Genomic DNA, 24,442 nt, shown 5'->3' with positions numbered 1-24,442 from the left:
AGCTTTTTCTGTGGATTATCTAATTGAAAGTTTAGCTAAGAGAATTCTTGGTGATATTAGTTGGAGTCCTTCACCAGGACAAGTTATGAAAAAATGGAGGGAGGCTTTTCAGATTAGCCAAGGAGAATTAGCAAAATACTTAGGAATTACTCAGTCAGTTATTGCAGATTATGAGAGAGGTAGAAGGAAGCCTGGAGTTGAGTTTCTCAGAAAATATGTTCAAGCATTACTAGAGATTGATGCTTCGAGAGGTTATAAAATAGTTAATGAACTTTTGAAGGGTTATACTTTGATGTTACCTTACATAGATGACATAGGCGATTTCCCTACCCCTGTTAGTGTTGATGAAATCGTGACTGCTGTAAACGGTTTTATTCCTAACTCTTCAATTCCTGACGTTAAGATTTACGGTTGGTTGGTTACTGATAGTATTAAGGCTATAACGAGTTTAAAGGGAATGGAGTTTTATCAACTTTTGAACTTTATGATAGGAAGAGTAGTAGTTTTCACTAACGTCACTTCTGGTAGATCTCCAATGATTGCTTTAAAGATTGCACCAATTAAGCCTCCTTTAGTTGTTTTTCATAGGCCAGTTAAGTTTGATCCTTTGGCCCTTTACTTAGCAGAAAAGGATAATATGGCAATAATTATTTCAACTTCCAAAGACGAAAAGGAAATAGTAAAAAGGATTAGGTCTCTTGCCCAGTCAGTAAAAGTATAGCTTTTGCTATATCACCATTACTTTTTTCAAGTGCTTCTCTTACTTCTTTTTCGCTTTTACCGGTTTGCTCCATTACAAACTTTACGTCCTCATCTTTTATTTCAACTTTTGGTTGTTCTTTTGCCTCTTCTCTAGCTGAGCCAATAACTGAATAAACTTCTTGTCCTTGAGCAATCATTTTGACTACTGTAGGATTTTCAATGACTAATACTTTATCTTTTAATTCGATTGTAACTTTAACAGCGTCAAGTTGTTCTGTCTTTAAACCTAACATTCTTTCTAAGTTTTTGAACTGGTTAGGTTTTGGTTTCACAAGTTAATATTATAAAACAAACTTAATAGTTTGTTGTTTAATTTTTAAAGCATAATGGAGTATTATATTAAGATCTTAGGAGGAGGCAAAGAGGTAGGAAGATCTGCTATAGAGGTTTCTACATCTACAGATAGTATTATCCTTGATTATGGGGTTAACTTTGATCCAAATGATAATCCAAATTTGCCTTTACAAGAAGTTCCTAGCAAGGTTAGGGGGTTTATTGTCTCTCACTCTCATTTAGATCATGTAGGAGCTTTACCCTTATATCAAATTTCTGGCAATTATCCAGTTTATGGAACTAGATTAACTAGGCTTATAACAGAATTAATGCTAAAGGACTTTCTAAAGCTTTCTGGTCCAAAGGTTCCATTTGAGTGGACTGAAGTTAGGAAAGTAATGGATAATTTTAGGTCAGTAAACTATCATGAAGAATTTGAATTATCAACTTTTAAAATTGAGTTAGGAGATGCTGGCCATATCCCAGGAAGTGCTATGATAAAAGTAAAGACTGAAAAAGGTAATATTGTCTATACTGGTGATACTAATGTAATTAATACTCATCTAGTAAAGTCTGCTGAGGTTGATTTTTTAAGAGATGCCAACACTTTAGTTATAGAAAGTACATACGGAAGATTTAATCACCCAGAAAGAAAAGTCGTAGAGGATGAGTTCTTTGAAGCTATTAAAGAGGTTGTCGAAGGAGGAGGAACTGTGTTAGTTCCAGCCTTTAGCTTATCAAGGAGCCAAGAAATTCTTTCTGTTTTATCAAGTAGAAACTTTGACTATCCAGTATATTACGACGGTATGGTTAAAGAAATTACAGAATTGATGATTCAAAACCCAGAGTTTATTAATGATTATGAGTCGTTGAAGAAGGCTTACAATTATTTCAAGTACGTAAATGGCTGGAACGATAGGAATAAAGCAACTAAAGGGGAAGGAGTTATAGTAAGTAGTGCAGGTATGCTAAAAGGTGGTCCTGCTGTTTATTATTTTAAAAAGATTTCAGATAATCCTAAAAATGCAGTGTTTTTAGTAAGTTATCAAGCTGAAAATACACCAGGAAGAAGACTTTTGGAGACTGGAAAATTTGATGAATACTCGCCAATGCTAAAAGCTAGATTTCAAATATTTGATTTTTCAAGTCATGCTGGAAAGAATCAACTTAAAGAAATGATAAAGAGTGCTAAAAACCTTGAAAGAGTTATTTTAGTTCATGGTTCACCGGACAGTTCATCAGTTTTGGCAGAAGAGTTAAAAAGAGAGATCGGAGTAGAAGTTATAATTGCTGAAAATGGACAGGAGATCAAGTTGTGATTAAAGATGATAATTCTTTTGATTCATGCATCTGATTTCTCCTTTTCTATAAAGGAAAAAGCTATAAAAAATCCGGAGGAACCTAAACTTCAATCTTTACAAAAACAGAATGTTCTTGTTGCTTTTACTACTGTTGAAAAAGGTGATGATGAGGAAATAGTTGAAAGGGCCGTTAAGGAAATTCTTAATGTTTATTCGCAAGTGAAGGCCTCATCAATAGTTATTTATCCTTACGCGCATCTTTCAGATAATTTGGAATCTCCCTCTTTAGCAATTTCTATTTTAGAAAGGATGGAGAAAAAGATAAAGGAGAGTAACGTTGAAGTTTATAGAACTCCATTTGGTTGGTATAAACAGTTTATGATTAACTGTTATGGCCATCCACTAAGTGAGTTAAGTAAACGAATTAGACACGAGATTGAATATCAAAAAAGTGATGAACTTTCAATTTGCGAAAAGTTTGGTTTTCCCTCTTCTCCTCACGCTTATTTTATGAGGAATGCTGTCCTTGAGTTTTTAAGAATGAAAAGTAATGCTCTATCAATTACCCAAGATGAGGAGTTTGGAGAGAGTGAAATTTCAGTAATTTATAAGGAACCTTTAGGCAGAAGATTACCTTGTATTAATGAGTCTCCTCATATTCTAGTTAGAGTTAAAAATAAAATTGAGGGAATACCAGATTCTTTTTCTGACTCAAAGAATATTTATCAGATCGTGAAGGAGGGAAAAGGTTATTTTGAATATGATGTAAATCTTCTGACTTACTATTTTATTTTATCTTCGCAAAAGGAATCACCACCTGTTCTTCCTCTATGGCTTTCTCCAATTCAAGTCAGGATTGTCCCAGTAAAGTCCGAATTTGTGAATGATGCTATTTCAATAGCTGAAAAGCTTAACGCAAGAGTTGATATTGATGATTTACAAGATGGTTTAGGAGGAAAGATAGCTAGGGCTGGTAAGGAATGGGTACCTTATGTCATTGTTTTAGGAGAAAGAGAAGTAAAAACTCTTTCTTTAACAGTAAAGGTAAGAAAGAGGAGTGAGCAAAGAAGTTATACTATTGATGAATTGAATAGAGAAATTGAAAGTGAAGATACATTAAGATTAAAGAGTAATTTACCGTTAATGTTATCTAGAAGAAATAAGAAATATCAAACATTAAAATGATAACAAATTGTTTAAGTGAATTTAAGTTTTCTCATTTATACTTGTGTTTTTAACGAGGGGAAGAGTTTAATAAATTTCTTCTAGAAAAGATTTTTCGTCTTTTTACTCCACAGTAACTGTTTTTGCTAAATTCCTTGGTTTATCGGGATCGTAACCCTTTGAGACTGATGCATAATAGGCTATTAACTGAATTACTGGAGAAATTACTATCGCTGGAAATTCAGACTCTAAGTATATTTCTATGTCTGAATCCTTCATTTTTTTATTTACGCTCACTGTATAAATTTCTGCACCTCTAGCTTTCATTTCCATTAAGTTGTTCTGCAAGAGATCAGTTAATTCTCCATCATTTATGATCACAACAGGGAAACCTTTTTCTACCAATGAGATTGGACCATGTTTGCTTTCGCCAGCAGGATAAGCTTCAGCATGTACATAAGCTATTTCCTTAATTTTTAATGCTCCTTCCATAGCTAATGGTAACGATAGACCTCTCCCTAAGTAATAAATATTTGCCTTTTTAGAGAGCTTTTCTCCAATTCTCTTTGTAATACCTTCTACTTTAGTTATTGTATCCCTAATTTCTTGATGCAATTTCTCTAGTTTGTTTATATTACCACCTTGTAAGACTTCAGTCAAAAACAATAGGGAAGCTAACTGCGTGGTAAAAGTTTTAGTAGCAGCTACTCCTATTTCAGGACCAGCTTTCATATAAAGCTTATAATCACTTTCTCTAGCTATAGCACTTTCGATAACGTTGGTCAAAGAAATTATCTTTGCCCCCTCATTTTTCATTTTCCTTATTCCTTGAAGGACATCTATTGTCTCTCCGCTTTGGCTAATTGCTAATGCTATATCTCCTTTTTTCGCTTTTAAGTTGTAATACTCAGATGCTATAATGGGTATTGAAGTATATCCTAGCCTTTGTAGCTGAAGAGAGAAGTATAAACCAGCATGATAACTTGTTCCAGCTCCAATTACAATTATTCTATTAGCATTTTTTATCTCGTCAGCAACTTCCTTTATTAAGTCAATTTCTGAGATAAAACCTTCAATTGTATCCTTTACAGCTTTTGGAGATTCATGAATTTCTTTTATCATAAAGTGTGGGTATCCTTCTTTAGTAGCTGTTTCTATGTCCCAATCTATTACCCTCACTCTTTCCTTTACGTTTACTACATTTCCTTCTTGGTCTTCAATGTAAACCGTTTCTGGTGTTATAAAGCCTATTTCACCGTCTTTAATTATAACTACTCTTCTAGTATAAGGTAAAAATGCTGGAATATCACTTGCTATGTAATTTTGCCCTTCTCCTAAACCAATGACTAATGGATTGTCTCTCTTAGCAAAGAAAATTCTCCTTTCACCATTTATAATTGCTAAAACCGCGTAACTACCGTCAATACTCTTGATTGCACTCTTAAATGCTTGAAATGGTTCCATGCCTCTTTTCATAAACTCTTCAATTAAATGAGGAATAACTTCTGTATCGGTTTCGCTCTTAAATTTATGACCTAAACTCTCTAGTTCTTCTCTTAATTCTTTGTAATTTTTTATTGTACCATTATGAACTACAGCTATGTTACCACTGCAATCTATGTGAGGATGGGCATTATAGTCTGTTGGTGGGCCGTGAGTTGCCCATCTAGTATGGCCGAGAAATACATAACCTTTCATGTCTTCTACTTTTTTCTGATAAACTACTTCTTCCACTTTTCCTTTTGCTTTTCTTACCTCTAAACCAGAAGCACTTAAAGATGCAACTCCCACACTATCATATCCTCTATATTCTAGTCTCTTCAAAGCGGAAACAGTCATTTCAGCAAGTTTTTTACTTTCGTTAAGTGATACTATTCCTATTATTCCGCACACATTAAATAATCAGTTTACATTAAAATTAATTTTATCCTAAGTGTTTTACTCTAACACCCCCAAATGAGGGTGTAGCATTTATTACTTTTCCACCCATTGCATTCATTAAAAGTTCAGCCCTTTCATCTTTAGTACAAACTACAGCTCCACCAGCACCTCCTCCACTTATTTTACAACCATCAGTTCCAGCCATTCTAGCCGTCGAGATAAACTCATCTATTTGAGGTACTGTTATTCCTAAAGAGAATAAAAGACCATGATTTATATACATTAACTCTCCCACAGATTTTTTGTCATTACTTGAAAGAGCGTCTTTAGCTTCTACTGTGACTTTTCCTATCGTATCTAATATCGTTTCAAAGAGTTCCTTTCTCTTTTCTTTCATTTCTTTAACTCTTCGTAACATTTCAGCGGTCGTCATTATTCTCTTGAAGTACCCTCCAGAAAATGATAAATTACTCTCTATTTTCTCAAACTTATCTCCCTGTATAAAAATAAAACCACCGAATGTTTCTGTATAAGTATCCATTCTACTAGCTATTCCTTGAACTTTTAATTCTATTTCATGAGATATTTTAGCTATTTCCTCGTTAGTTAACTCTATTCCTAAATATGCAGAATACCCAGCTACTGTACCAACAACTACTCCAGCACTTGTACCTAAACCTACTGAAGGTTCAACAGGTGATTCGATTTCAATTTCTACCGGTTTTTTAGCTTCAAAGTAATTTATTGCCTCAATAATGTATGATAAGACTCTCTTTATGTTCTCATTTTCTACCTTGAATTCATCTATATTTACTTTCACACCTTTTATTTGCAAATTATCTGACTTAATATAAAACTTATTACTTTCTTTAAATCTTATCGTTAAATATTCTGAAATAGTATAAGCTATTGCTGGTCTACCATAAACTACTGCATGCTCTCCAAAAAGTGTAAGTTTCAGGGGAACTTTAACTTCTATCACATTTAATAAGACTTCGGAAGAGAATTAAATGTGCAAGCTGTTATTTTAGCTGGAGGAAAAGGAGAGGGATTATTACCTTATACTGAAAAATATCAAAAAGAAACAATTAGTCTTCTAGGCAATCTTATTATATCTTATAGTATCAATGGGTTAAAGAAAGCTGGGATAAACGATTTTGTAATTGTTACCTCAAATAAAGGGAAAAATAAGATAGAAGAAGAATTATCAAAATTAAGCGTTTCTGCTGAAGTTATAATACAGAAAAGGGAAGGAATAAATGGAGCGATAAAAGATGGGTTAGAAAAAGTTTCTGATAATAATGTAGTTATAGCTTTTGGTGACATTGTTGCTCCGGAGGAGTTTTACGTTAGTCTAATTAATACTTATTTAACTACAGGAGCTGATTACGTTGTCCCATTAGTGCCAGTTAGTGAAGGAGTATCAACTTATGGTTTGGCAAGAATTGAGGGGGATAAAATAGAAATTACAGAAAGCGATTCAACTTTAGCTTTAGCTGGAGCTTATGTAATAAAGAATGAACCATTTGACGATTTTCTTGAATATCTTAATTCTAGGAAAGATAAGTTAAAATACTTCGTCTGGAGTGAGAAATGGATTGATATAGGTTATCCAGAAGATTTAATAAATGCAGTAGAACTTCTTTTAGATAATAAAAAATCTATAATTTCAGACTCTGCAGAAATCTCAAAAACAGCAATCATAGGTAAAGGAGTTATAATAGATGATAATGCTATTATAGATGATTATACAATAATTAAAGGTCCAGCGTATATAGGTAAAAACGTTTATATAGGTAATTTCTCATTAATAAGAGATTATTCTTCTATAGAGAGAGGAGCTAAAGTAGGTGCATATTGTGAAATTACACATAGTTTAATCCAACCTGAAGCTGAAATTGGCTCTAAATCCTATTTAACTTACACCATTGTTGGTGAAAAAGCTAAAATAGGTGCTAATGTTATAACTTCAAGCTATCCTGCAAAGGTTGTGAGAGGAAAGGTAAATAAATTAGGTGCTTTGATTTCTCCAGAAACTGAAATAAAGCATGGAGAAATACTAAAAGTTGGAGCGAAAATTTAATGCTTTATACTTGCCAAATTTGTTAGAATAACACCTATTAAAACTAAAGAAGAACCTAGAATTTCAGTTATTGTTGGTATGTCACCTAGAATTAGATAAGAGAAAAAGTAAGATAATGCTGGAACTAGCAATGATAAGCTACTTGATTTAAACGCTCCTAAAGTTTTCACAGAAGTAAACCACAAAATGAAACCCATGGCTTGTGCAGTTAAACCTATTATAATAGCCGTAAAAATGCCTAACAATGAAAATCTAAAGTAATTTTGGTAAGGAACCAATGGAAGTAATACTGGAACGGAAACTAAAGCGAAAAAAGAGTTAAGCTTGATCACATCTTTGTCAAGTAAATATTTTCTATAATATACTGTACCTATAGCCCACAAAAATCCTCCTAATAATGAAATTAGAGCTCCTATATTTATAGAAATATTTCCAGAGGCATAAATAGCTCCACTAATTGCTATTATAATACCTAAAAATCTGAGTTTTCCAATTCTCTCTTTAAAAAGAAAGTAGTTAAATATTGCTACAAATACTGGTTGTGTATAAATTAAAGTTGCTGATAAGGCTGGATTAGTTGATAGAAGCACGCCTAGATTTAGAAATATCATGAAAATAGCTACATTTAGTAAAGCTCCTATAAACTCTTTAATACCATAAATTAAACCTTTACCATAAATTAGTAAGATAAGGCCACCTATAGTAAGCCTAATTATTGCTAAAATAATTGGAGACATGTACATTAAAGCAATCTTAATTAGTGGGTATGCTGAACTCCATACTAAAACAACTCCTAAAATGGGTAAATATTGCCTCAATGCGAAACCTATATTATTATCCAATAATTAAAAATCAACTAGTAATGTGGTATACTGGTACTGGTGATTCGGGAAAAACTAAGGTACCTTCAGTAGGAGAAGTATGGAAGGATAGTCTAATCACTGAAGCATTGGGCAATTTAGATGAGTTAAACTCTGTATTAGGTGTTGTGTCATCTCTGTATCCTGAATTTTCAGAAATAATAAAACAGTTACAGAGTGATGTTTTTGAGATCTCATCAGAAATAGCTGGATTTGATATGAAGTTTGATGAAAGTAAAATAACTTACTTAGAATTTTTAATAAACGAATTAAGTAAGGAGCTTGAACCTTTAAGGAACTTTGTATTGCCAGGAGGACATATAGCTTCATCCTTTCTACATTTAGCAAGAGCTATATGCAGAAGAGCAGAGAGAAGTGTAGTTTCTCTCCTTAAGGAAAATAAATGCAAACAAGAACATGTAAGATATCTAAATAGACTTTCTTCATTACTTTTCGTAATGGCTTTAGTTGTTAATAAAAGAACTAACAATCCAAATGTAATATGGAAAGGTAAAGGCTCATAAGAAAACTTGTATACCTATGCCCTTCTTTATTGCTTCATTATAAGCTACATAAGCTGTCAAGTTATCTTGTGACGCTATACCAACTGTTTTAAATATTGAGGGTCTTTCTATAGATATCCCCTTGTTTATTATTTCACCAATCTCATAAACGTTTTTTGGTAATATGCCTAAATTTTTTGGTTGAATAAAATCTCCAGTCTCATTTAAAACAGCTTGAATTGAATCAACAAAATATGTTTTAGCTTTCTTAATTGTCTCATCATCAATTTCCCTGGCGTTAGGTGTATGTGCTCCTATGCTTGATACATGAAAGTCTTCACTTAGAAATTTACCTAAAACTACTGGTTTATCTGAAGATGTAGTAGCATAAATCACCTCTGATTCTCTTAACAATTTCTCTAGTTCTACTGCCTCTCCTCCAAACTCTTTAGCTAGTTGATAATGATTTTTCCTTGCTGAAATTAAAACTTTAGAAACTGAAAAATATTTTAAGGCTATCTTTAAATGATATCTTGCTTCCATTCCAGCACCTATTACTCCTAAAGTACCTATACTTCTTCTTTTTAACGCTAATTCTGTAGATAAAACACTAGCTGAAGCAGTTCTTATGGCAGTTAATGTTGAACCTTCGATAATTGCTAATGGCTCACCTGTATCTGGTGACATTAATATTACTACACCTTGAACTGATGGTAAATTTCTTTCTTTATTCGACGGAATTACATTTACTATTTTTGTTACAAAAGAAAAATCCGTATAGGATGGCATAATTCCCCACCAATTCCCTTTTATCGTTAATACTTGCCTTTGAGGCTGAATAATCTTTCCGGACGAATAAAAGGAAAAAGCATCTTTTATAGCGTTTATACTTACTTCTGGTGTCAGAACTTCCTCTAAATCCTTTGAATTTAATATAATCATATTATTTTTTATGAATTAACTCTGTTAAAGATTTTATCATTACATTTTACTAAGATAGTGTTATATTAGACCATTGAGAAATGAAGAATGTGAAAACTTATATAGTAGAAGAAAAAATTAGCGGAAATTCTAATTTAATAATCTCAATTATTAAAAACTTTGATAATATATTATCATATATACCATATCAAGTAGAAAGAGGATACAATGAAATAACTTTACGCTTTACAAGATTTCTTTTATTTAGTTATAAGCAGACGTTTAAACTAGAAAATAAAATTGATACTAAATCTATGGTTACTTACGTTTTGAAATCAAGCAAAGGAGACATTTTAGAAATATTTATTTCTATTAAAGAAGAAAAGCCTAATCAGACTAATGTTAACATTGCCATTAAATATGATGGAGAGAAAGAATGGATAGTAGGCAAATTCTTACATGAAATTGCATCTTCGATATCTCATGGAATAAAAGAAGAAAGCAAAAGAGCAGAGAGTATAACAATTTCAACTAACTTCTCAGAAAACCTTAGTAAGCTAAGTTTCCTTACAAAACTTCTTATGAAATCAAGGTTAGTAAAAACAGATGAAATAACAGTAGGAAAAGGACAACTTGTTTCTTCAATTTTAAATATAATTCAAGAATTTTTACGATATCAGATAATCTATGTCTCTGGCACATCTGTAAGTTCTTCGTTTAGATTAATTTTCATAAATGGAGAAGAAAAGGGAGTTTATGTTAATATTGAAGGAAAAGAAAGTTTTGACGAAAAAGAATTAAATGAGTTAGAAGGTCATTTTAAGATTAACATTTACGTTTCTCTAATGCCAGAAGAGATTTTAAAAGGTGTTATAAATGAAGGTGCATGAACCATATATTTTATTTGAAGACGAAAAACATAAGTTTATTTGGTTAGGCTTAGATGAAAGTGAAAATGAGAAAGGCATACTTACTAATCAGTATTTAATAGTCCATAATGATAAAGGTTACTTGCTAGACCCTGGAGGATATTTTGTATTTGAAAGAGTTTATGAAAATACAGTTAAATACGTTAAACCAGAAAAAATTACAGCAATACTTTTCAGCCATCAGGATCCGGATGTGATAGGTAGTTTAAACCTTTGGGTTGATGTTGCTCCTAATGCAACTTTTTATGTCTCTGCATTATGGGAAAGATTTTTACCACATTTAGGAGCTGAACTAAAAAACAGAATTGTAGATATCCCAGACGAAGGTATGGTGATAGATTTTATAAAAGCTATTCCAGCACACTTCATGCATTCTCCAGGAAACTTCCATTATTATGACACATACTCAAAAATTTACTTTTCTGGTGATTTAGGTGCAGCAATATTTAAAGATAAATGGTATCTAATTGTAGAGGATTTCGATTCTCATGTAAAACTTATGGAACCATTTCACAGAAGATACATTGCGTCAAAAAAGGCAATTGATGCTTGGTTAAAGAAAATTGAAGGATTAGAAATAAATGTGATCGCTCCTCAACATGGTTCAGTGTTTGAAGGAGAAAACGTAAAGAAATTCATTAATTGGCTGAAGAGTTTAGATAAGGTAGGAGTAGATTTAATGAGTTAGTTATATTTTCCCTATTTTTATTAATAGTATTACACCAATTACTATAAAAGCTACTATAATCCCTATTATTAAGTAGTCTCCAAAACCTGGAGAAGATATTAAGCTATATTTTGAAGTTAAAGAGACACTTACTGAATATCCATCATAACTTCCATTTAAATAGTATAGTGTATTGTTTACAAAGAATGCTGTTGATGGTATTTTTATGCTATTTATAACGAAATAACCTTTGTACATTGTAGCGTTTTGTCCATTATACTTGGAATAACCTATAAATGAGAAGTTCTCTCCGTTAAAGACTATGCCATTAACTGGTAGTACTTTCAGATTATCCTCTGGATAAACATAAGTATTATTAACAATTACGCTACCATTATTTTCATTTGTAACAATCATAGTGAAATTAACGAAATTATTTTTAATAGAATTTATAATAAACGTATAGTTATAAACATTGACTTCATTTCCATGAGTTACTACAACTTGATATACTAAAACCTCATTAGAGGTTAAAGGGAAAGCTAGTGACATTAACAAGAAAAGAAGAAGAATGATTAATGGTTTCACTTTTCATCATCAATTTTATTTATGTCTTCTTCCTAAAAGAGTTTAATGGAAGAGTATTGGCTAAAGATATTTGAGTCAGACCTTTACATTAGTGAGATGCTAAAGATTTGGGAGGAAGGAGAAAAGTGGGCTAAATGGATTAATGAAGTGACAAAAAAATACAATGTAAAAGGAAATAAAGTTCTAGATGTTCCATGTGGTATTGGAAGAGTTTCTTATTACTTAAATAAACTAGGATATAATATAACTGGCGTAGATATATCTGAAAAGATGATAAATAAAGCGAAAGAAAATGTAAAACAAGGAATTTTCATTAGAGGAGATATGAGAAAATTAAGCGAAGTAGTAAAAGAGAAATTTGATATTGTGATAAATATCTTTAATAGCCTTGGTTATTATGAAGAAGAAGACGACTTAAAAATTCTTAGGGAATTAAGAGAAGTAACTTCACAAGATGGAATAGTAATAGTAAACTTAGAAAATAGAGATTTTATGATTTATAATAAGCCAGAAATACTCCACTCCTTTGTTCCACCATTTCTAATAATTGATCAAAATAGATTTGACCCATATACTTCAAGGCTTTACGTAATTAGAACCTATATTAAAGATGGAAAAGAAATAGAAAAAATAGAGTTTTCACAAAGATATTATAGCCTTCATGAAATAGTTAATTTGATGAAAAAAGCAGGATTTAAAATATTAGACGTGTTTAGTGGCTATTCGTGGAAGAATTTCGAAATAAATGATCCACAAATGACTATTATTGCTAAACCTAACTGATTTTAGCTAAATATATTTCATCTTTATTTCTTGTTATTCTAACTTTCATTGAAACACCTTTAGGAATATTATTAACGCCAACTACTGTTATTACCCTATTCCTAGCTGAAATTATTACCTCATTTTTCATCCATCCATCAAGCACTATCTCTCCAATAACTTTTTCCCCAATTTCAAACACAGGGCCTAATCTTACATCCGGGTAAATCTTAAATTGAGAAGGAGAAAGAAAAAGATTTACATCTAGCATTTTTTCTATTTCAGATAGAAATTCGCTAAACTCTTTCCAGCTAACCTCTTTTCCTATTTTTCTACCTCTAGGATGTTCAACGTATTTTTGTATTCCAAAAAATAGCCCTTTTTCTTTCCCATATTTTACAATGTTTATTATATCCTCATCGTTGATCCCTTTAATCCACACCGGAGTAAGCATAATTTTTATTCCTTCATTTAAAGCTATGTCTACTATTCGCAGAATGTTAGAAACATTATAACCTTGATGCCCAGATAAATACTTAGCTTTGCTTTCATCTAATGAATCCAAAGATAAGTTTATTCTATCTAAGCCAGCGTTAGCTAAACCTTTAACCAATCTCTCTGTCAAAGGAAGACCATGAGTTTCTACAGCTATTTCAAAAACTTTTTTGTTTTCTCTTATCCCTTTAACTATTTTTATAATGTCTGGATGTAAAATCGGTTCGCCGACCCCATCAATTAGAATAGACACTTGATGAATTTTCTTTTGAACTACATAGTTAACCCATTCAATCAGATAATCTGCATCAACAATATATTCAGTAACTCTTGATCTTGATTTAGGGCCAGCATCAACAGAACAGAATATACAAGACATAGGACAATTACTAAAAGGTCTAACTTGAAGCATATTAGTTCCACGATCAATTATTCCAAAAGCTATATGCCCAATAAGAGGAATAGGCTCTGTAACTTTTTCTAATCGCACAAAGAAAACTAAGGTTTTAAAAAATTTATTTTTCATTTACTTCAACTAACCTTATTTTCCCAATATACTTAGGGTCAATCTCGCTGTATATAACGCGTCCATTTTTAACTATTACAGTATATTTTTTGTCTTTAATCTCAACTATAGCAACTATCTCTTTATTTTCACTTTCACTTTTTAATTTTTCTAAAAGTTCATCTAAACTGTTAAACTCCTCCTCATATATTTCTTCTTCCTTTAAAAGTTTAATAAATCCAGTATAAGTTAGTATTTGTGTTAAGAAAGTATTATAATCTTCTCCCTCTACTCTTTCTAACTTTCCCTTTTTAAAGACTAAATCATAAGGTTTCGAGTTAAATTCTATCGTAGCCATTATGATTTTATCTTTGCTATCTTCACTTAATTTCTTAAATAATTCTTGTACTGTAAAAGCTTGCTGTCTTTTTTCGTAATATGTTATAACTTTATCTCTAAAGTTTTCGAGAAAAGATTTCATAGGAGATTTGGCTAAAAACTCAAAAGGACCTTGATACTCACCCTTAACATTAACTACTAATTCTTTTCTCCCTTCCAATAGAGTAACAGTAAATCTAAAGAAAGCCTTTGGAAAATCCATTATACCTTCATGAATGATTTGATTAGGTAAGATAACTCTCTTCATTTTAAAATTAAAATTCATAAAAACTTTGAATTTTGCTATATATTCAGTTTCATTAATTATCCTTATATCTTTAAGGAACATCCAAAACTGAGGTAAATTTAAAGGACTGGCAATAAGTGTCATAAAGTCTTGTTTTTTAACATTAAGCGTAAATGTTATTTCTTTTTCAATCATCAAATATAAATCAGTTTGTTTTCTATTTAAAATTTTTTAGACTTTTATTTCAAAATAAATAAACAAACATGCTACAAACCTTTTAATTTGCTTATACTGTATAAATCTTTGAAATGAGCTCTGAAAAGAAAAAAAGGTCAAATTTAGTTTATGGAGGATACGAAAAAGCTCCTAACAGAGCTTTCTTAAAAGCTATGGGATTAACAGATGAAGACATTGCAAAACCTATAGTGGGAGTAGCAGTAGCATGGAATGAGGCTGGGCCTTGCAATATACATCTCTTAGGGTTATCCAATGTAGTTAAAGAAGGAATAAGGAGTGGTGGAGGAACTCCAAGAGTATTTACTGCCCCTGTAGTTATAGATGGAATTGCGATGGGAAGTGAAGGAATGAAATACTCCCTAGTTAGTAGAGAGATTGTAGCTAATACTGTAGAGTTAGTTGTAAACGCTCATGGATATGATGGTTTTGTAGCCTTAGCAGGATGTGATAAAACACCTCCGGGAATGATGATGGCAATGGCTAGATTAAACATTCCTTCAATAATTATGTACGGAGGAACTACTCTTCCAGGTAATTTTAAGGGTAAACCAATAACTATTCAAGATGTTTATGAAGCAGTTGGTGCCTATTCAAAAGGCAAAATAACAGCAGAAGACCTTAGATTAATGGAAGATAACGCTATTCCTGGACCAGGAACATGTGGAGGATTATATACAGCAAATACAATGGGATTAATTACTGAAGCTCTAGGCGTAGCTTTACCGGGTAGTGCCTCTCCACCAGCTGTAGACTCAGCAAGAACTAAGTATGCTTATGAGACTGGCAAAGCGTTAATGAACTTAATCGAAATAGGACTAAAACCTAGAGACATAATGACTTTTGAAGCTTTTGAAAACGCTATAACTGTGTTAATGGCTAGTGGAGGATCAACAAATGCTGTACTTCACTTACTAGCTATTGCACATGAAGCCGGTGTAAAACTAACATTGGATGATTTTGACAGAATAAGTATGAGAACGCCGGAAATAGTAAACATGAAACCTGGTGGAGATTATGCAATGTATGATTTACATAGAGTTGGTGGAGCTCCTCTAATAATGAAAAAACTCCTTGAAGCTGGATTACTACACGGAGACGTAATTACAGTAACTGGTAAAACACTAAAACAAAACTTAGAGGAATATAAATTACCAAATGTACCACATGATCACATCGTAAAGGATGTTTCTAATCCTTTCAATCCAACCGGTGGTATTAGAATACTTAAAGGATCCCTAGCACCAGAAGGTGCTGTAATAAAAGTTTCTGCCACAAAAGTAAGATATCATAAGGGACCTGCAAAAGTCTTCAATTCAGAAGAGGAGGCATTTAAAGCAGTATTAGAAGGTAAAATCCAGGAAAATGACGTAGTAGTAATAAGATATGAGGGACCTAAAGGAGGTCCCGGTATGAGAGAGATGTTAGCAGTTACAAGTGCAATTGTAGGTCAAGGATTAGGAGAAAAAGTAGCACTAATAACTGATGGAAGATTTTCTGGAGCTACTAGAGGAATTATGGTAGGACATGTTGCCCCAGAGGCTGCAGTTGGAGGTCCTATAGCATTACTAAGAGATGGCGATACTATAATTATTGATGCCAACAAAGGAAAATTAGATGTAGAGTTATCACAAGAAGAGCTAAAGAAGAGAGCTGACGAATGGACACCACCACCACCCAGATATAAAAGCGGACTACTTGCACAATATGCTAAATTAGTGTCATCGTCATCAATGGGTGCTGTACTTTTAACTTAATTGTATTTTACTAAATTGTAAAGCTTATATTTTTAAAGTAAGCTTATATTTTTGAAATTCATATATATGGTGATACTCATGAGGAGAACACTAAAAGCCGCAATATTAGGGGCAACTGGATTAGTAGGAATCGAATATGTAAGAATGTTATCAAATCACCCATACATTAAGCCAGCTTATTTAGCTGGTAAAGGTTCTGTAGGGAAACCGTACGGAGAAGTCGTAAGATGGCAAACAATTGGTCAAGTTCCAAAAGAAGTAGCAGATATGGAAGTTAAACCGACGGATCCTAAATTGATGGACGATGTTGATATTGTATTTTCCCCGTTACCTCAAGGAGCTGCTGGACCAGTTGAAGAACAGTTTGCAAGAGAAGGATTTCCAGTAATTAGTAACTCTCCAGATCATAGATTTGATCCAGATGTACCTTTATTAGTTCCAGAACTAAATCCACATACTATTAGCTTAATAGACGAGCAAAGAAAGAGAAGAGAATGGAAAGGTTTTATCGTAACTACACCATTATGTACTGCACAAGGTGCTGCTATTCCATTAGGAGTAATATTTAAGGATTATAAAATGGATGGTGCATATATAACAACAATTCAGTCTTTATCTGGTGCTGGTTATCCTGGTATTCCATCACTTGACGTTGTAGACAACATTCTACCGTTAGGAGACGGATATGATGCAAAAACAATCAAAGAAATAACAAGAATATTAAGTGAGGTTAAAAGGAACGTAAATGAACCAAAACTAGAAGATGTAAGCTTAGCTGCTACTACTCACAGAATTGCAACAATACATGGCCATTATGAAGTATTATACGTCTCCTTCAAAGAGGAAACTCCAGTTGAAAAAGTTAAAGAAACTTTAGAGAACTTTAGAGGAGAACCACAAGATCTAAAATTACCTACTGCACCATCAAAGCCAATTATTGTAATGAATGAAGACACAAGACCACAAGTTTACTTTGACAGATGGGCTGGAGATGTACCTGGAATGAGTATAGTAGTGGGTAGAGTAAAGCAAGTGAATAAGAGAATGATAAGGATGGTATCATTAATTCATAACACAGTTAGGGGAGCCGCTGGAGGAGGAATCTTAGCTGCTGAATTACTTATCGAAAAAGGCTACATTGAAAAGTAAATTTTTTATTTCATCTTTTCTTTCTTTTTTCTGATGAACTCACCCTTTTATGATTTGATGAATAAAGTGGCAGGGCTGATTATTTTTGGATTACATTAAAGTAGCTGAAAGTCTAGGATTTGATAAAAGTCTTGTTGTTAATATATATAAGAAAATTTCTGGTGGATATTATATTTCTCTATATTATGCAAAATATCCGATTCTTTATTCGTTAGACAATTGGCCAAAGAAATACCTTTCTAAAAAATTTATAATATGGTACAATTCTCATTTTGATTCAGCAATAGATGAAATCATCTCGCTCTTTATTACGTTAGATGTTAAAGTAATTCATTCAGTTTCTTCTATTTTATTATCAAGAAGAAGTGAAAGTGATAAAATAAATCAAGATATAGATTTTGTCTTTACCGAAATTTCCTCTACTGCATCAAGATTAGGATTTTCTAATTATCCACAAAGAATTGACTTAAAATTGAATGAATCTCTTGTTACAGACTTTGTTAAAGATATTCTAAATAGGAGAGAGAATGAGATAAAATCTGATATATACACGATACTAGGAGAAATGGCGTATGAAAGCGATTATTTAACTAAAATAAAAGGGGAAAAAGATTGGATTAGAGTTATTAATAGAGAGAATATACTTAAAGCACTTTACTTAGAAAATAAACTTATAGATTTTCTAGAAGAAGAGAAAATTAAACTAAGATATCTAATCGCATCTAAAACCTTAATATTCGACAAACTTTTATTAGAAAAAGGAATTAATGAGACAATTAATGATATAAGAGAATTGAAAAACGAAGAATTAAAAGAAGAAATTGAAAAACTTTATTCACAAATAAATAATGATTTAAATTATTTTTAAACTTCGTAAATAAGCTTTTTACCTAAAAGACCATTTAATAAATTATTAACAGCTATTTCCGCCATTTTATTTCTAGTTTCTATTGTAGCACTTCCAATATGAGGAGTAAGAACAACGTTATTAAATCTTACTAAGGGATGGTTAGAGCTAATAGGCTCATTTTCAAATACATCAACTGCTGCTCCGGCTATCCACTTTTCTTTTAACGCTTTTATTAACGCATTCTCGTCAACTACTTTTCCTCTAGATGCATTTATTAAGAACGAGGTTGGTTTCATTAATCTTAGTCTTTCTTCATTAATTAAGTGATAAGTACTCTCATTTAAATCAACTGTAACTACTACAAAGTCTGCTTCCTTAAGTAATTGATCTAACGTAACAAATTCGGCCTCAACATCATTTTTAGGAGTCCTACTATTGTAAATAATTCTCATATTAAATCCTTTAGCTCTTCTAGCTACAGCCTTACCTATCCTTCCCATACCAATGATTCCTAAAGTTTTACCATAGACATCATAACCTAATAAAAAGTCGGGTTGCCAAGGAATATTCCACTTCCCTTCTCTAATTAATTTGTCACCTTCAACTATTCTCCTTGAAACAGCTAATAACAATCCAAATATTAAATCTGCAGTAGTTTCAGTTAATACCTCTGGTGTGTAACCAATTTTAATATTTTTACTCTTAGCATATTTTACATCAATATGATCATACCCTACACTATAAGTACTAATTACTTTCAATTTTTTCGCTGAATCAATTATTTCTTTATCAATCTTATTTATTAAAGTACATAATAGTCCATCGACATCTTTAATATTATCTATTATCCACTTTTTATCTGGTGCTCTCTCTTCGTTCCATGTTATTACTTCGGCGTGCTCTTTTATTTTTTCTATCCAATTCTGGAAGAACTTAAATGTTATAAGTACTTTAAAGCTCATAATTATATGGTCAAATAAAAACACATATATTTTACTGATCTAAATTTATTTTGTGAGTAGTGTATACTTACCATTAGCCGTTGACTCTGCATATCAACCTTTACCCGTAAGTAAGCAATTAGCTGTTGCACTAGTTAAGGCAACTTTAAGGAATACACGAATTAAAAAAGCCACTCTAATAGGCTGGCCACTATTATTAGTTAAACATGAAAAATCCGGTGGATATATAATATTTGATGAAACTATTAATATAGAAACTAAGCTTCAATTTGTAGTTTTACAAGACTATAAAAGAATTATAGATAATCTGGAGAATAATAAAAACGAGACAGAAGTGTTAGCAACTCTAAAGTCTTATAGATGGAAAGACGTTAAAGGCAAAGAAGAAGAAATTTTTAAAGGAGTAGTTATTGATGATTTAGCTCCCATTCTTTCTTATGGAAGCCCGGAGTTACCATTAAGAATATTGGAAAAGTCTCTCACTCAATTGGATGTCGAAACTACTATTAACGACCTTAATAATAGAGAATACTTAATTAATGAAAACATCAATAAAATAAACGATGTAGAAGGAAAAATAAATACGATCTTAACCATAATTAAGGGAAAAAGAGCAGAAGAAAGAAAGCAAATAGAAGACAAGTATAATTTACTAATTCAAGAAAAGAGTGAATTATTGAAGAAAAGTCTTTCAACTTCTAAAAAGAATCTTGAAACAGAAATACTTAATGAAGCGTCCAAGCTTTACTCTAAAATGGGAGATATTGAAGTTTTAATTGGAAAAGCTGAGCTTGATTATGAAGCAAATCCATCTTTACAAAAAGATTTAGATAATTTAATTTCGTTAAGATCGAAGTATCTTAGTGAAATACAAAGCAAGATAGCTGAGATTAAGAACAAATATAGAATAGAGATAAGAAATATTGTTCATGAAATTGAATCACTCAACACTCAAAAACAAAAGGAATTAGAAAGCATTGATTCTAAAATAAGAGAACTAGATGAATTACAGAAAAGCATCATAAATCAGTTAGAAAGCATAAAGGCAATTTGTAATGATGAGTTGGAGAAAATTAAATCCTTTTATAGAAGAGCTCCATTTGATAAAGATAAAGTAGAAGTAATTTTACCATTTTTACTTGTTGTCGATATGAATAACAATATTATAATAGTTCCACCTCAAATTTACAATAATACTAAAAAATCTTCTTTCTTCGGTTTCTTTAAGAGGGATCCGTCAGAAATGACTGATAATATGAAAATTAACTTAAATACATTTTTAAATATATTAGCAACTAAATATGGTGGAATTGAGGATAACTTAAGAAATCCCGCAATTAAGCCACTAATAGAACAGGGTCTCGAGGAGTTATATAATGAAGGATGGGGGGTCAGAAGAACTTTGAACGAATATTACGTTTAACACAATTCTTTTTAAAGCATTGTTTCACATCTTTTATTTGTGGAAAAGAACAAATCAAAGCAAAAAGGACGTAAAAGAGCGTCTGAAAGCATTGCAGCACTTAAAAAAGAATTAAGGGCTTTAACTTTTGAACCCATTTATGGCGAGACTTTAAAGGAAATTGCTGCAAAGCTAACAACTAAAATTCAAGAAATAATAGAAAGCTACGGATATGAAGTAGAGTTCCCAGAAAGAGCAAAGAAAGACGTCGAAGGAGATGTATATTACTTTGTCTATCCTTTAAAAATAAAGACTAAACATGGAATCAAAAAAATTTACCTAGAAGTTGAATATTTAATTTATGATGAAAATGCTTGGATGGGAATAATAACTGATGTAAAATAGTTTACCGTTTATTTTTATCACCAATAACAAAGATCATAACTACTATGCTGTTTATTATTAAGGCTATAACTAATTCTATCATGAATAAATCTCCAAATCCTAATAATTGACTTGCAGTTATATTATTTGAAGTACTAATAGAAGTTGAAGTAGAAATGATTGTATCATTTATTACTTTTATATTATTAGAGATGTTAGAAATGTTTGAGATATTAACGATCTTAGAATTAATTAAAGTTACATGATATATCTCAGAATTATAGGAGTAAATCACAGAGTTAATTGCTGTTAAATTATCTATGATCGAATTAACTAAGACAACCGTTTTATTGGATATTATAGCATTTGGAGTATATATATGATAAGCATAGCTACCAGTAAAAGTTGGAATATAATTGAATGGTAAAACTAAAAATGATAGTTCTGTTGATGTAGGTTCTATATTTAAAGTATTATAATTAATAGTTGAATCAAATGGAAGTGGGATTCCATTAGCTGATAAACCAACTATATAAACATTCCAAGTCCCAGCTATTTCTCCAACAGTAACTCCAGAGTTACTATAACTACCAGCAGGTACAGTGAAATTACCTATCCAAATTCCATTTTTATATGTTAAAGGGACAGAATATGATATTTGCAAAGAATCTATATCACTTAGTAAGTAGCTTGGCACAAATATTGCACTAAATACACCATATTTTACTGGAGTTCCATTCGGATAGTAAATATTTGCTGAAATAGTTATTGTATCGTTCTCAAACGTTACTGAATTTACTTTTGCATGCAAAACTAAACTCTCGTTAGAAATGTAAATCTGTGTGTAACCAACTCCATAAGCAATATAAGTTCCATTACTGTAATCTGCGTAAGCTTCTATGGTATAATATCCACTAGGTAGCCTTGGGATATTTACTTGAGCAATGTAATAGGATGATGAACCAACTGTTATAGAATTAACTGGCGTTGAATAATAGATCTTACCATCCTTTATAAATGATACAGTTACATTAGGCATTCCTAGACTCTCAACTAAAACTTCTAATGTTACGTTTTCACCAGAATACAATGAAGTTGGCTCACTAAATGAATTTGGAATTACTGCTGGTACAACGTACATTCCTAATACTATTTCATCTAGACCTATAGTATTGTTCACACTTAAAACATATACTCCTCCGAATTCTTTGCTAGTTAAATTAATATAACCTTCTAATATCCCAGATTTAAACTTGATATATATGCCGAGCTGAGATATATTAATAATTGGTAAATTATTAAGTTTCACTTGAGTAACTTCTTGTATCTTTCCGTTTAATTGATTTTCTTTATACACTGTCAAATTAGTAGTATTAAACGAAGAAACAAGAGTCCCGTTTGGATATGTTATCATGACTATTACTGGAATATTTGAGGGTATAGGATAAATAGCTACTATTGGAAAAACAAATACTGCTTGATAACCAACAGTAACGTAAGTAAACCCATAAATATTATTAAACTTACTATAAATTTCATAAATTCCAGATTTAGATAATGTAATATCTCCTATATAAGCAGAACCATTATATGAAAGTGTAAAAGTTGAAACTATAGCAGAACCATTATATACGTAGGCTGTCAAGGTTACAGGCGGAGATGAAACTCCATTAAGATAGCCTATTACTTTTATAGCTTGTCCAGGCAAATATGTAGTATTTTGAACAGCTAATGATAAAGAAGCAGTAGGAATCCTTAATAAGGACACAAAATATCCTGCATTTATATATCCTAATCCAGTTACGGGATTTAAACTATTATTTGCTATATAAGGTGTATTATACCCTAAGCTTACTGGAACTATAGCTTTCGTTCCATTTAACGAGTAAATTAAAGGATTAATAAACCCTAATTTCCCATGAACTTGATCTGCTAGAGCTATTATTCCAGCAACTATTGGAGTAGCTAAAGATGTACCTCCAACCAGATAAGTTGTATTATAATAGTAAACTACTGGTACTCCCGTATATGGATTTGCGTCAGCTACAACATCTGGAGTAATTCTAAATCCTTCTAATCCTTGATAAGGTGGAGAAGGAAATATTGCACTGTAGCCACCAGTCGTAGATCCTATTATACTTTCACCACTCCATGCTGTTTGATAGGTTGAATTTTCAGATACATATAGCGTTGTACCTCCGACTGCTAGAACATAAGGAATTGATGCTGGAACAATAGTGGAGCCTAAGGGACTTAGAAAGAAATTATAACCATTTCCTCCTGCATCACCAGAAGCTGCTATAAAAGTAATCCCTTCTGCCTCTCCAAGCCAATATTCATAAATCATAGATTGTAAATAAGAAATTGGTAAAAGACCTAATAGAAAGTAAATTTCAGGAATTCCCCAGCTTTGTGAAACAACGCTTACTTGATCTTGCTGATCAATATATGCTATAGCTTGAGGGATTGATATTGATGGATTCGCGACATAAAGTATTATACCTGCACCTGGAGCTGCAGCATGAGCATATTCAACGTCTAATGAAATTTCTAAAGCCCATCCACTAGGGATACCATCATTTGGATTATAAGGACCTATTGGCACTACTTTAAATATTGGAGGATTTGGCAAATTGTATTGAGAGTCAAAATCTTGTAATTGCTGATAAATATATGGATCACCTTCAAAATCAAGGATTCCAATATTTACTCCACTTCCGTTAATTCCATGCTTTATTAAAAAGGTTATATTATACGCTGATTGTAATTCGCTTGGCGTTATCATATTATAGGCTATAGCTTGTGTAATGTTAACTAGATTATTTGGTTTAGACAAAAATAGATAAGTCAAATTAGTTGCTAATATAATTCCTGGGAAAGAAGTACTACTGCTAATAAAATAATATATTTTCTTTCCTAAAATTTCTGTGGTAATAAATTGACCATGAAATAACTTTTCAACTATTCCAGCTTTTGCTTGAAATGATATAACGTTTAAAGTGACCTCGGGCTGAATCCCATTATTTACTAACATGTTGACAATTTTATTAATTGTAGAATTAGGAATGAATAAGGTCTCTAGTTCAGATGAATTGACTATATGATGTTCCTCTACATATAACTGTAATAATTCTAGGTTCTTTGGCGGAATTACAATAGAAACATTTACAATCTGATTACTAGAAATTTCAGAAACATTAGGCTGAAGATATAAAGGAAGAACAACTGATGATGCTATTAAAATTAAGAATAATAAGGACCACATCAAGTAGTATTACTTGAACACATATTTTATAACTTTTCCATATACTTAAAACTTAAAGAAACACACACAATATAATTTGATATCATTTTCGATTACTAATAACAATCTTTTTCAAGTTAA

General features: G+C 31.8%; 23 protein-coding genes. 13 read left to right on the top strand and 10 right to left on the bottom strand.

Annotated features, from left to right (window positions below; genetic code table 11):
* Window positions 1-10 precede the first annotated feature (10 nt).
* Entirely contained in the window at window positions 11-721 is a 711-nt protein-coding gene (locus ACAM25_RS02660; protein ID WP_369610801.1) for a helix-turn-helix domain-containing protein, read from the top strand.
* Here ACAM25_RS02660 and ACAM25_RS02655 read toward each other — a convergent pair.
* A complete protein-coding gene (locus ACAM25_RS02655) occupies window positions 690-995 on the bottom strand; it encodes a nascent polypeptide-associated complex protein (protein ID WP_369611588.1) in 306 nt (101 codons plus the stop codon). The two genes, ACAM25_RS02660 and ACAM25_RS02655, sit on opposite strands and share 32 nt — an antisense overlap.
* Window positions 996-1,088: 93 nt before the next feature.
* Here ACAM25_RS02655 and ACAM25_RS02650 point away from each other — a divergent pair, with 93 nt between their 5' ends.
* Window positions 1,089-2,354 carry an MBL fold metallo-hydrolase gene (locus ACAM25_RS02650; protein ID WP_369610800.1) on the top strand — a complete coding sequence of 422 codons (1,266 nt, stop codon included), beginning with the start codon at window positions 1,089-1,091 and terminating at the stop codon, window positions 2,352-2,354.
* A gap of 6 nt (window positions 2,355-2,360) precedes the next feature.
* Window positions 2,361-3,521, top strand: a complete 1,161-nt coding sequence (locus ACAM25_RS02645) for a threonyl-tRNA synthetase editing domain-containing protein (protein ID WP_369610799.1) — start codon at window positions 2,361-2,363, stop codon at window positions 3,519-3,521.
* A gap of 102 nt (window positions 3,522-3,623) precedes the next feature.
* Here the strand turns inward: ACAM25_RS02645 and glmS are convergent, their stop codons facing one another.
* Both glmS and mvk read right to left on the bottom strand, forming a co-directional pair.
* Entirely contained in the window at window positions 3,624-5,393 is a 1,770-nt protein-coding gene (gene glmS, locus ACAM25_RS02640; RefSeq protein ID WP_369610798.1) for a glutamine--fructose-6-phosphate transaminase (isomerizing), read from the bottom strand.
* Window positions 5,394-5,424: 31 nt separating this feature from the next.
* The gene (mvk, locus tag ACAM25_RS02635; RefSeq protein ID WP_369610797.1) at window positions 5,425-6,363 is read right to left on the bottom strand and encodes a mevalonate kinase; all 939 of its coding nucleotides are present in this window, start codon (window positions 6,361-6,363) and stop codon (window positions 5,425-5,427) included.
* Between the two features lie 30 nt (window positions 6,364-6,393).
* On the opposite strand from mvk, the gene ACAM25_RS02630 reads away from it, so the two are divergent.
* Complete coding sequence (locus tag ACAM25_RS02630; RefSeq protein ID WP_369610796.1) at window positions 6,394-7,464, top strand: sugar phosphate nucleotidyltransferase; 1,071 nt, start codon at window positions 6,394-6,396, stop codon at window positions 7,462-7,464.
* Here ACAM25_RS02630 and ACAM25_RS02625 read toward each other — a convergent pair.
* Window positions 7,461-8,282 carry a DMT family transporter gene (locus ACAM25_RS02625; protein ID WP_369610795.1) on the bottom strand — a complete coding sequence of 274 codons (822 nt, stop codon included), beginning with the start codon at window positions 8,280-8,282 and terminating at the stop codon, window positions 7,461-7,463. The genes ACAM25_RS02630 and ACAM25_RS02625 overlap by 4 nt on opposite strands.
* On the opposite strand from ACAM25_RS02625, the gene ACAM25_RS02620 reads away from it, so the two are divergent.
* Window positions 8,282-8,848 carry a cob(I)yrinic acid a,c-diamide adenosyltransferase gene (locus ACAM25_RS02620; RefSeq protein WP_369610794.1) on the top strand — a complete coding sequence of 189 codons (567 nt, stop codon included), beginning with the start codon at window positions 8,282-8,284 and terminating at the stop codon, window positions 8,846-8,848. The genes ACAM25_RS02625 and ACAM25_RS02620 overlap by 1 nt on opposite strands.
* On the opposite strand, the gene ACAM25_RS02615 is transcribed toward ACAM25_RS02620, so the two are convergent.
* Window positions 8,843-9,769 carry an ornithine cyclodeaminase family protein gene (locus ACAM25_RS02615; RefSeq protein WP_369610793.1) on the bottom strand — a complete coding sequence of 309 codons (927 nt, stop codon included), beginning with the start codon at window positions 9,767-9,769 and terminating at the stop codon, window positions 8,843-8,845. The two genes, ACAM25_RS02620 and ACAM25_RS02615, sit on opposite strands and share 6 nt — an antisense overlap.
* Window positions 9,770-9,858: 89 nt before the next feature.
* On the opposite strand from ACAM25_RS02615, the gene ACAM25_RS02610 reads away from it, so the two are divergent.
* Window positions 9,859-10,638, top strand: a complete 780-nt coding sequence (locus ACAM25_RS02610) for a hypothetical protein (RefSeq protein ID WP_369610792.1) — start codon at window positions 9,859-9,861, stop codon at window positions 10,636-10,638.
* Window positions 10,625-11,365: an MBL fold metallo-hydrolase gene (locus ACAM25_RS02605; RefSeq protein ID WP_369610791.1), complete on the top strand. Its 741-nt coding sequence runs from the start codon at window positions 10,625-10,627 to the stop codon at window positions 11,363-11,365. Before ACAM25_RS02610 ends, ACAM25_RS02605 begins: the two co-directional genes overlap by 14 nt.
* Here the strand turns inward: ACAM25_RS02605 and ACAM25_RS02600 are convergent, their stop codons facing one another.
* The gene (locus tag ACAM25_RS02600) at window positions 11,366-11,896 is read right to left on the bottom strand and encodes a hypothetical protein (RefSeq protein WP_369610790.1); all 531 of its coding nucleotides are present in this window, start codon (window positions 11,894-11,896) and stop codon (window positions 11,366-11,368) included.
* A gap of 81 nt (window positions 11,897-11,977) precedes the next feature.
* On the opposite strand from ACAM25_RS02600, the gene ACAM25_RS02595 reads away from it, so the two are divergent.
* The gene (locus ACAM25_RS02595) at window positions 11,978-12,715 is read left to right on the top strand and encodes a class I SAM-dependent methyltransferase (protein WP_369610789.1); all 738 of its coding nucleotides are present in this window, start codon (window positions 11,978-11,980) and stop codon (window positions 12,713-12,715) included.
* On the opposite strand, the gene ACAM25_RS02590 is transcribed toward ACAM25_RS02595, so the two are convergent.
* Both ACAM25_RS02590 and ACAM25_RS02585 read right to left on the bottom strand, forming a co-directional pair.
* Window positions 12,708-13,679, bottom strand: coding sequence for a radical SAM protein (locus tag ACAM25_RS02590; protein ID WP_369610788.1), 972 nt, complete (start codon window positions 13,677-13,679; stop codon window positions 12,708-12,710). The genes ACAM25_RS02595 and ACAM25_RS02590 overlap by 8 nt on opposite strands.
* Window positions 13,680-13,704: 25 nt before the next feature.
* Window positions 13,705-14,514 (bottom strand): hypothetical protein, encoded by an 810-nt coding sequence (locus tag ACAM25_RS02585; protein WP_369610787.1) that lies wholly within the window; start codon window positions 14,512-14,514, stop codon window positions 13,705-13,707.
* A 113-nt stretch (window positions 14,515-14,627) separates the two neighbouring features.
* Between ACAM25_RS02585 and ilvD the strand changes: the two genes are divergently transcribed.
* The 3 genes from ilvD to ACAM25_RS02570 all read left to right on the top strand — a co-directional run bounded on the left by ilvD (window position 14,628) and on the right by ACAM25_RS02570 (window position 18,327).
* The gene (gene ilvD / locus ACAM25_RS02580) at window positions 14,628-16,310 is read left to right on the top strand and encodes a dihydroxy-acid dehydratase (RefSeq protein WP_369610786.1); all 1,683 of its coding nucleotides are present in this window, start codon (window positions 14,628-14,630) and stop codon (window positions 16,308-16,310) included.
* A gap of 78 nt (window positions 16,311-16,388) precedes the next feature.
* Entirely contained in the window at window positions 16,389-17,459 is a 1,071-nt protein-coding gene (asd, locus tag ACAM25_RS02575; protein ID WP_369610785.1) for an aspartate-semialdehyde dehydrogenase, read from the top strand.
* Between the two features lie 85 nt (window positions 17,460-17,544).
* Window positions 17,545-18,327 carry a hypothetical protein gene (locus ACAM25_RS02570; protein WP_369610784.1) on the top strand — a complete coding sequence of 261 codons (783 nt, stop codon included), beginning with the start codon at window positions 17,545-17,547 and terminating at the stop codon, window positions 18,325-18,327.
* On the opposite strand, the gene ACAM25_RS02565 is transcribed toward ACAM25_RS02570, so the two are convergent.
* On the bottom strand, window positions 18,324-19,271 hold the full coding sequence (locus ACAM25_RS02565; protein ID WP_369610783.1) for a 2-hydroxyacid dehydrogenase: 948 nt from the start codon (window positions 19,269-19,271) through the stop codon (window positions 18,324-18,326). The genes ACAM25_RS02570 and ACAM25_RS02565 overlap by 4 nt on opposite strands.
* A gap of 52 nt (window positions 19,272-19,323) precedes the next feature.
* Here ACAM25_RS02565 and ACAM25_RS02560 point away from each other — a divergent pair, with 52 nt between their 5' ends.
* Both ACAM25_RS02560 and ACAM25_RS02555 read left to right on the top strand, forming a co-directional pair.
* Window positions 19,324-20,694 carry a coiled-coil domain-containing protein gene (locus ACAM25_RS02560; protein WP_369610782.1) on the top strand — a complete coding sequence of 457 codons (1,371 nt, stop codon included), beginning with the start codon at window positions 19,324-19,326 and terminating at the stop codon, window positions 20,692-20,694.
* A gap of 39 nt (window positions 20,695-20,733) precedes the next feature.
* Window positions 20,734-21,078 (top strand): hypothetical protein, encoded by a 345-nt coding sequence (locus ACAM25_RS02555; protein ID WP_369610781.1) that lies wholly within the window; start codon window positions 20,734-20,736, stop codon window positions 21,076-21,078.
* Window position 21,079: 1 nt separating this feature from the next.
* On the opposite strand, the gene ACAM25_RS02550 is transcribed toward ACAM25_RS02555, so the two are convergent.
* Window positions 21,080-24,322 carry a S8 family serine peptidase gene (locus ACAM25_RS02550; RefSeq protein WP_369610780.1) on the bottom strand — a complete coding sequence of 1,081 codons (3,243 nt, stop codon included), beginning with the start codon at window positions 24,320-24,322 and terminating at the stop codon, window positions 21,080-21,082.
* Window positions 24,323-24,442: the final 120 nt, after the last annotated feature.

The sequence above is a fragment of the Sulfurisphaera javensis genome, from assembly GCF_041154675.1.
Lineage (GTDB): Archaea > Thermoproteota > Thermoprotei_A > Sulfolobales > Sulfolobaceae > Sulfurisphaera > Sulfurisphaera javensis.
This window is presented reverse-complemented; position numbering and strand designations above follow the sequence as displayed.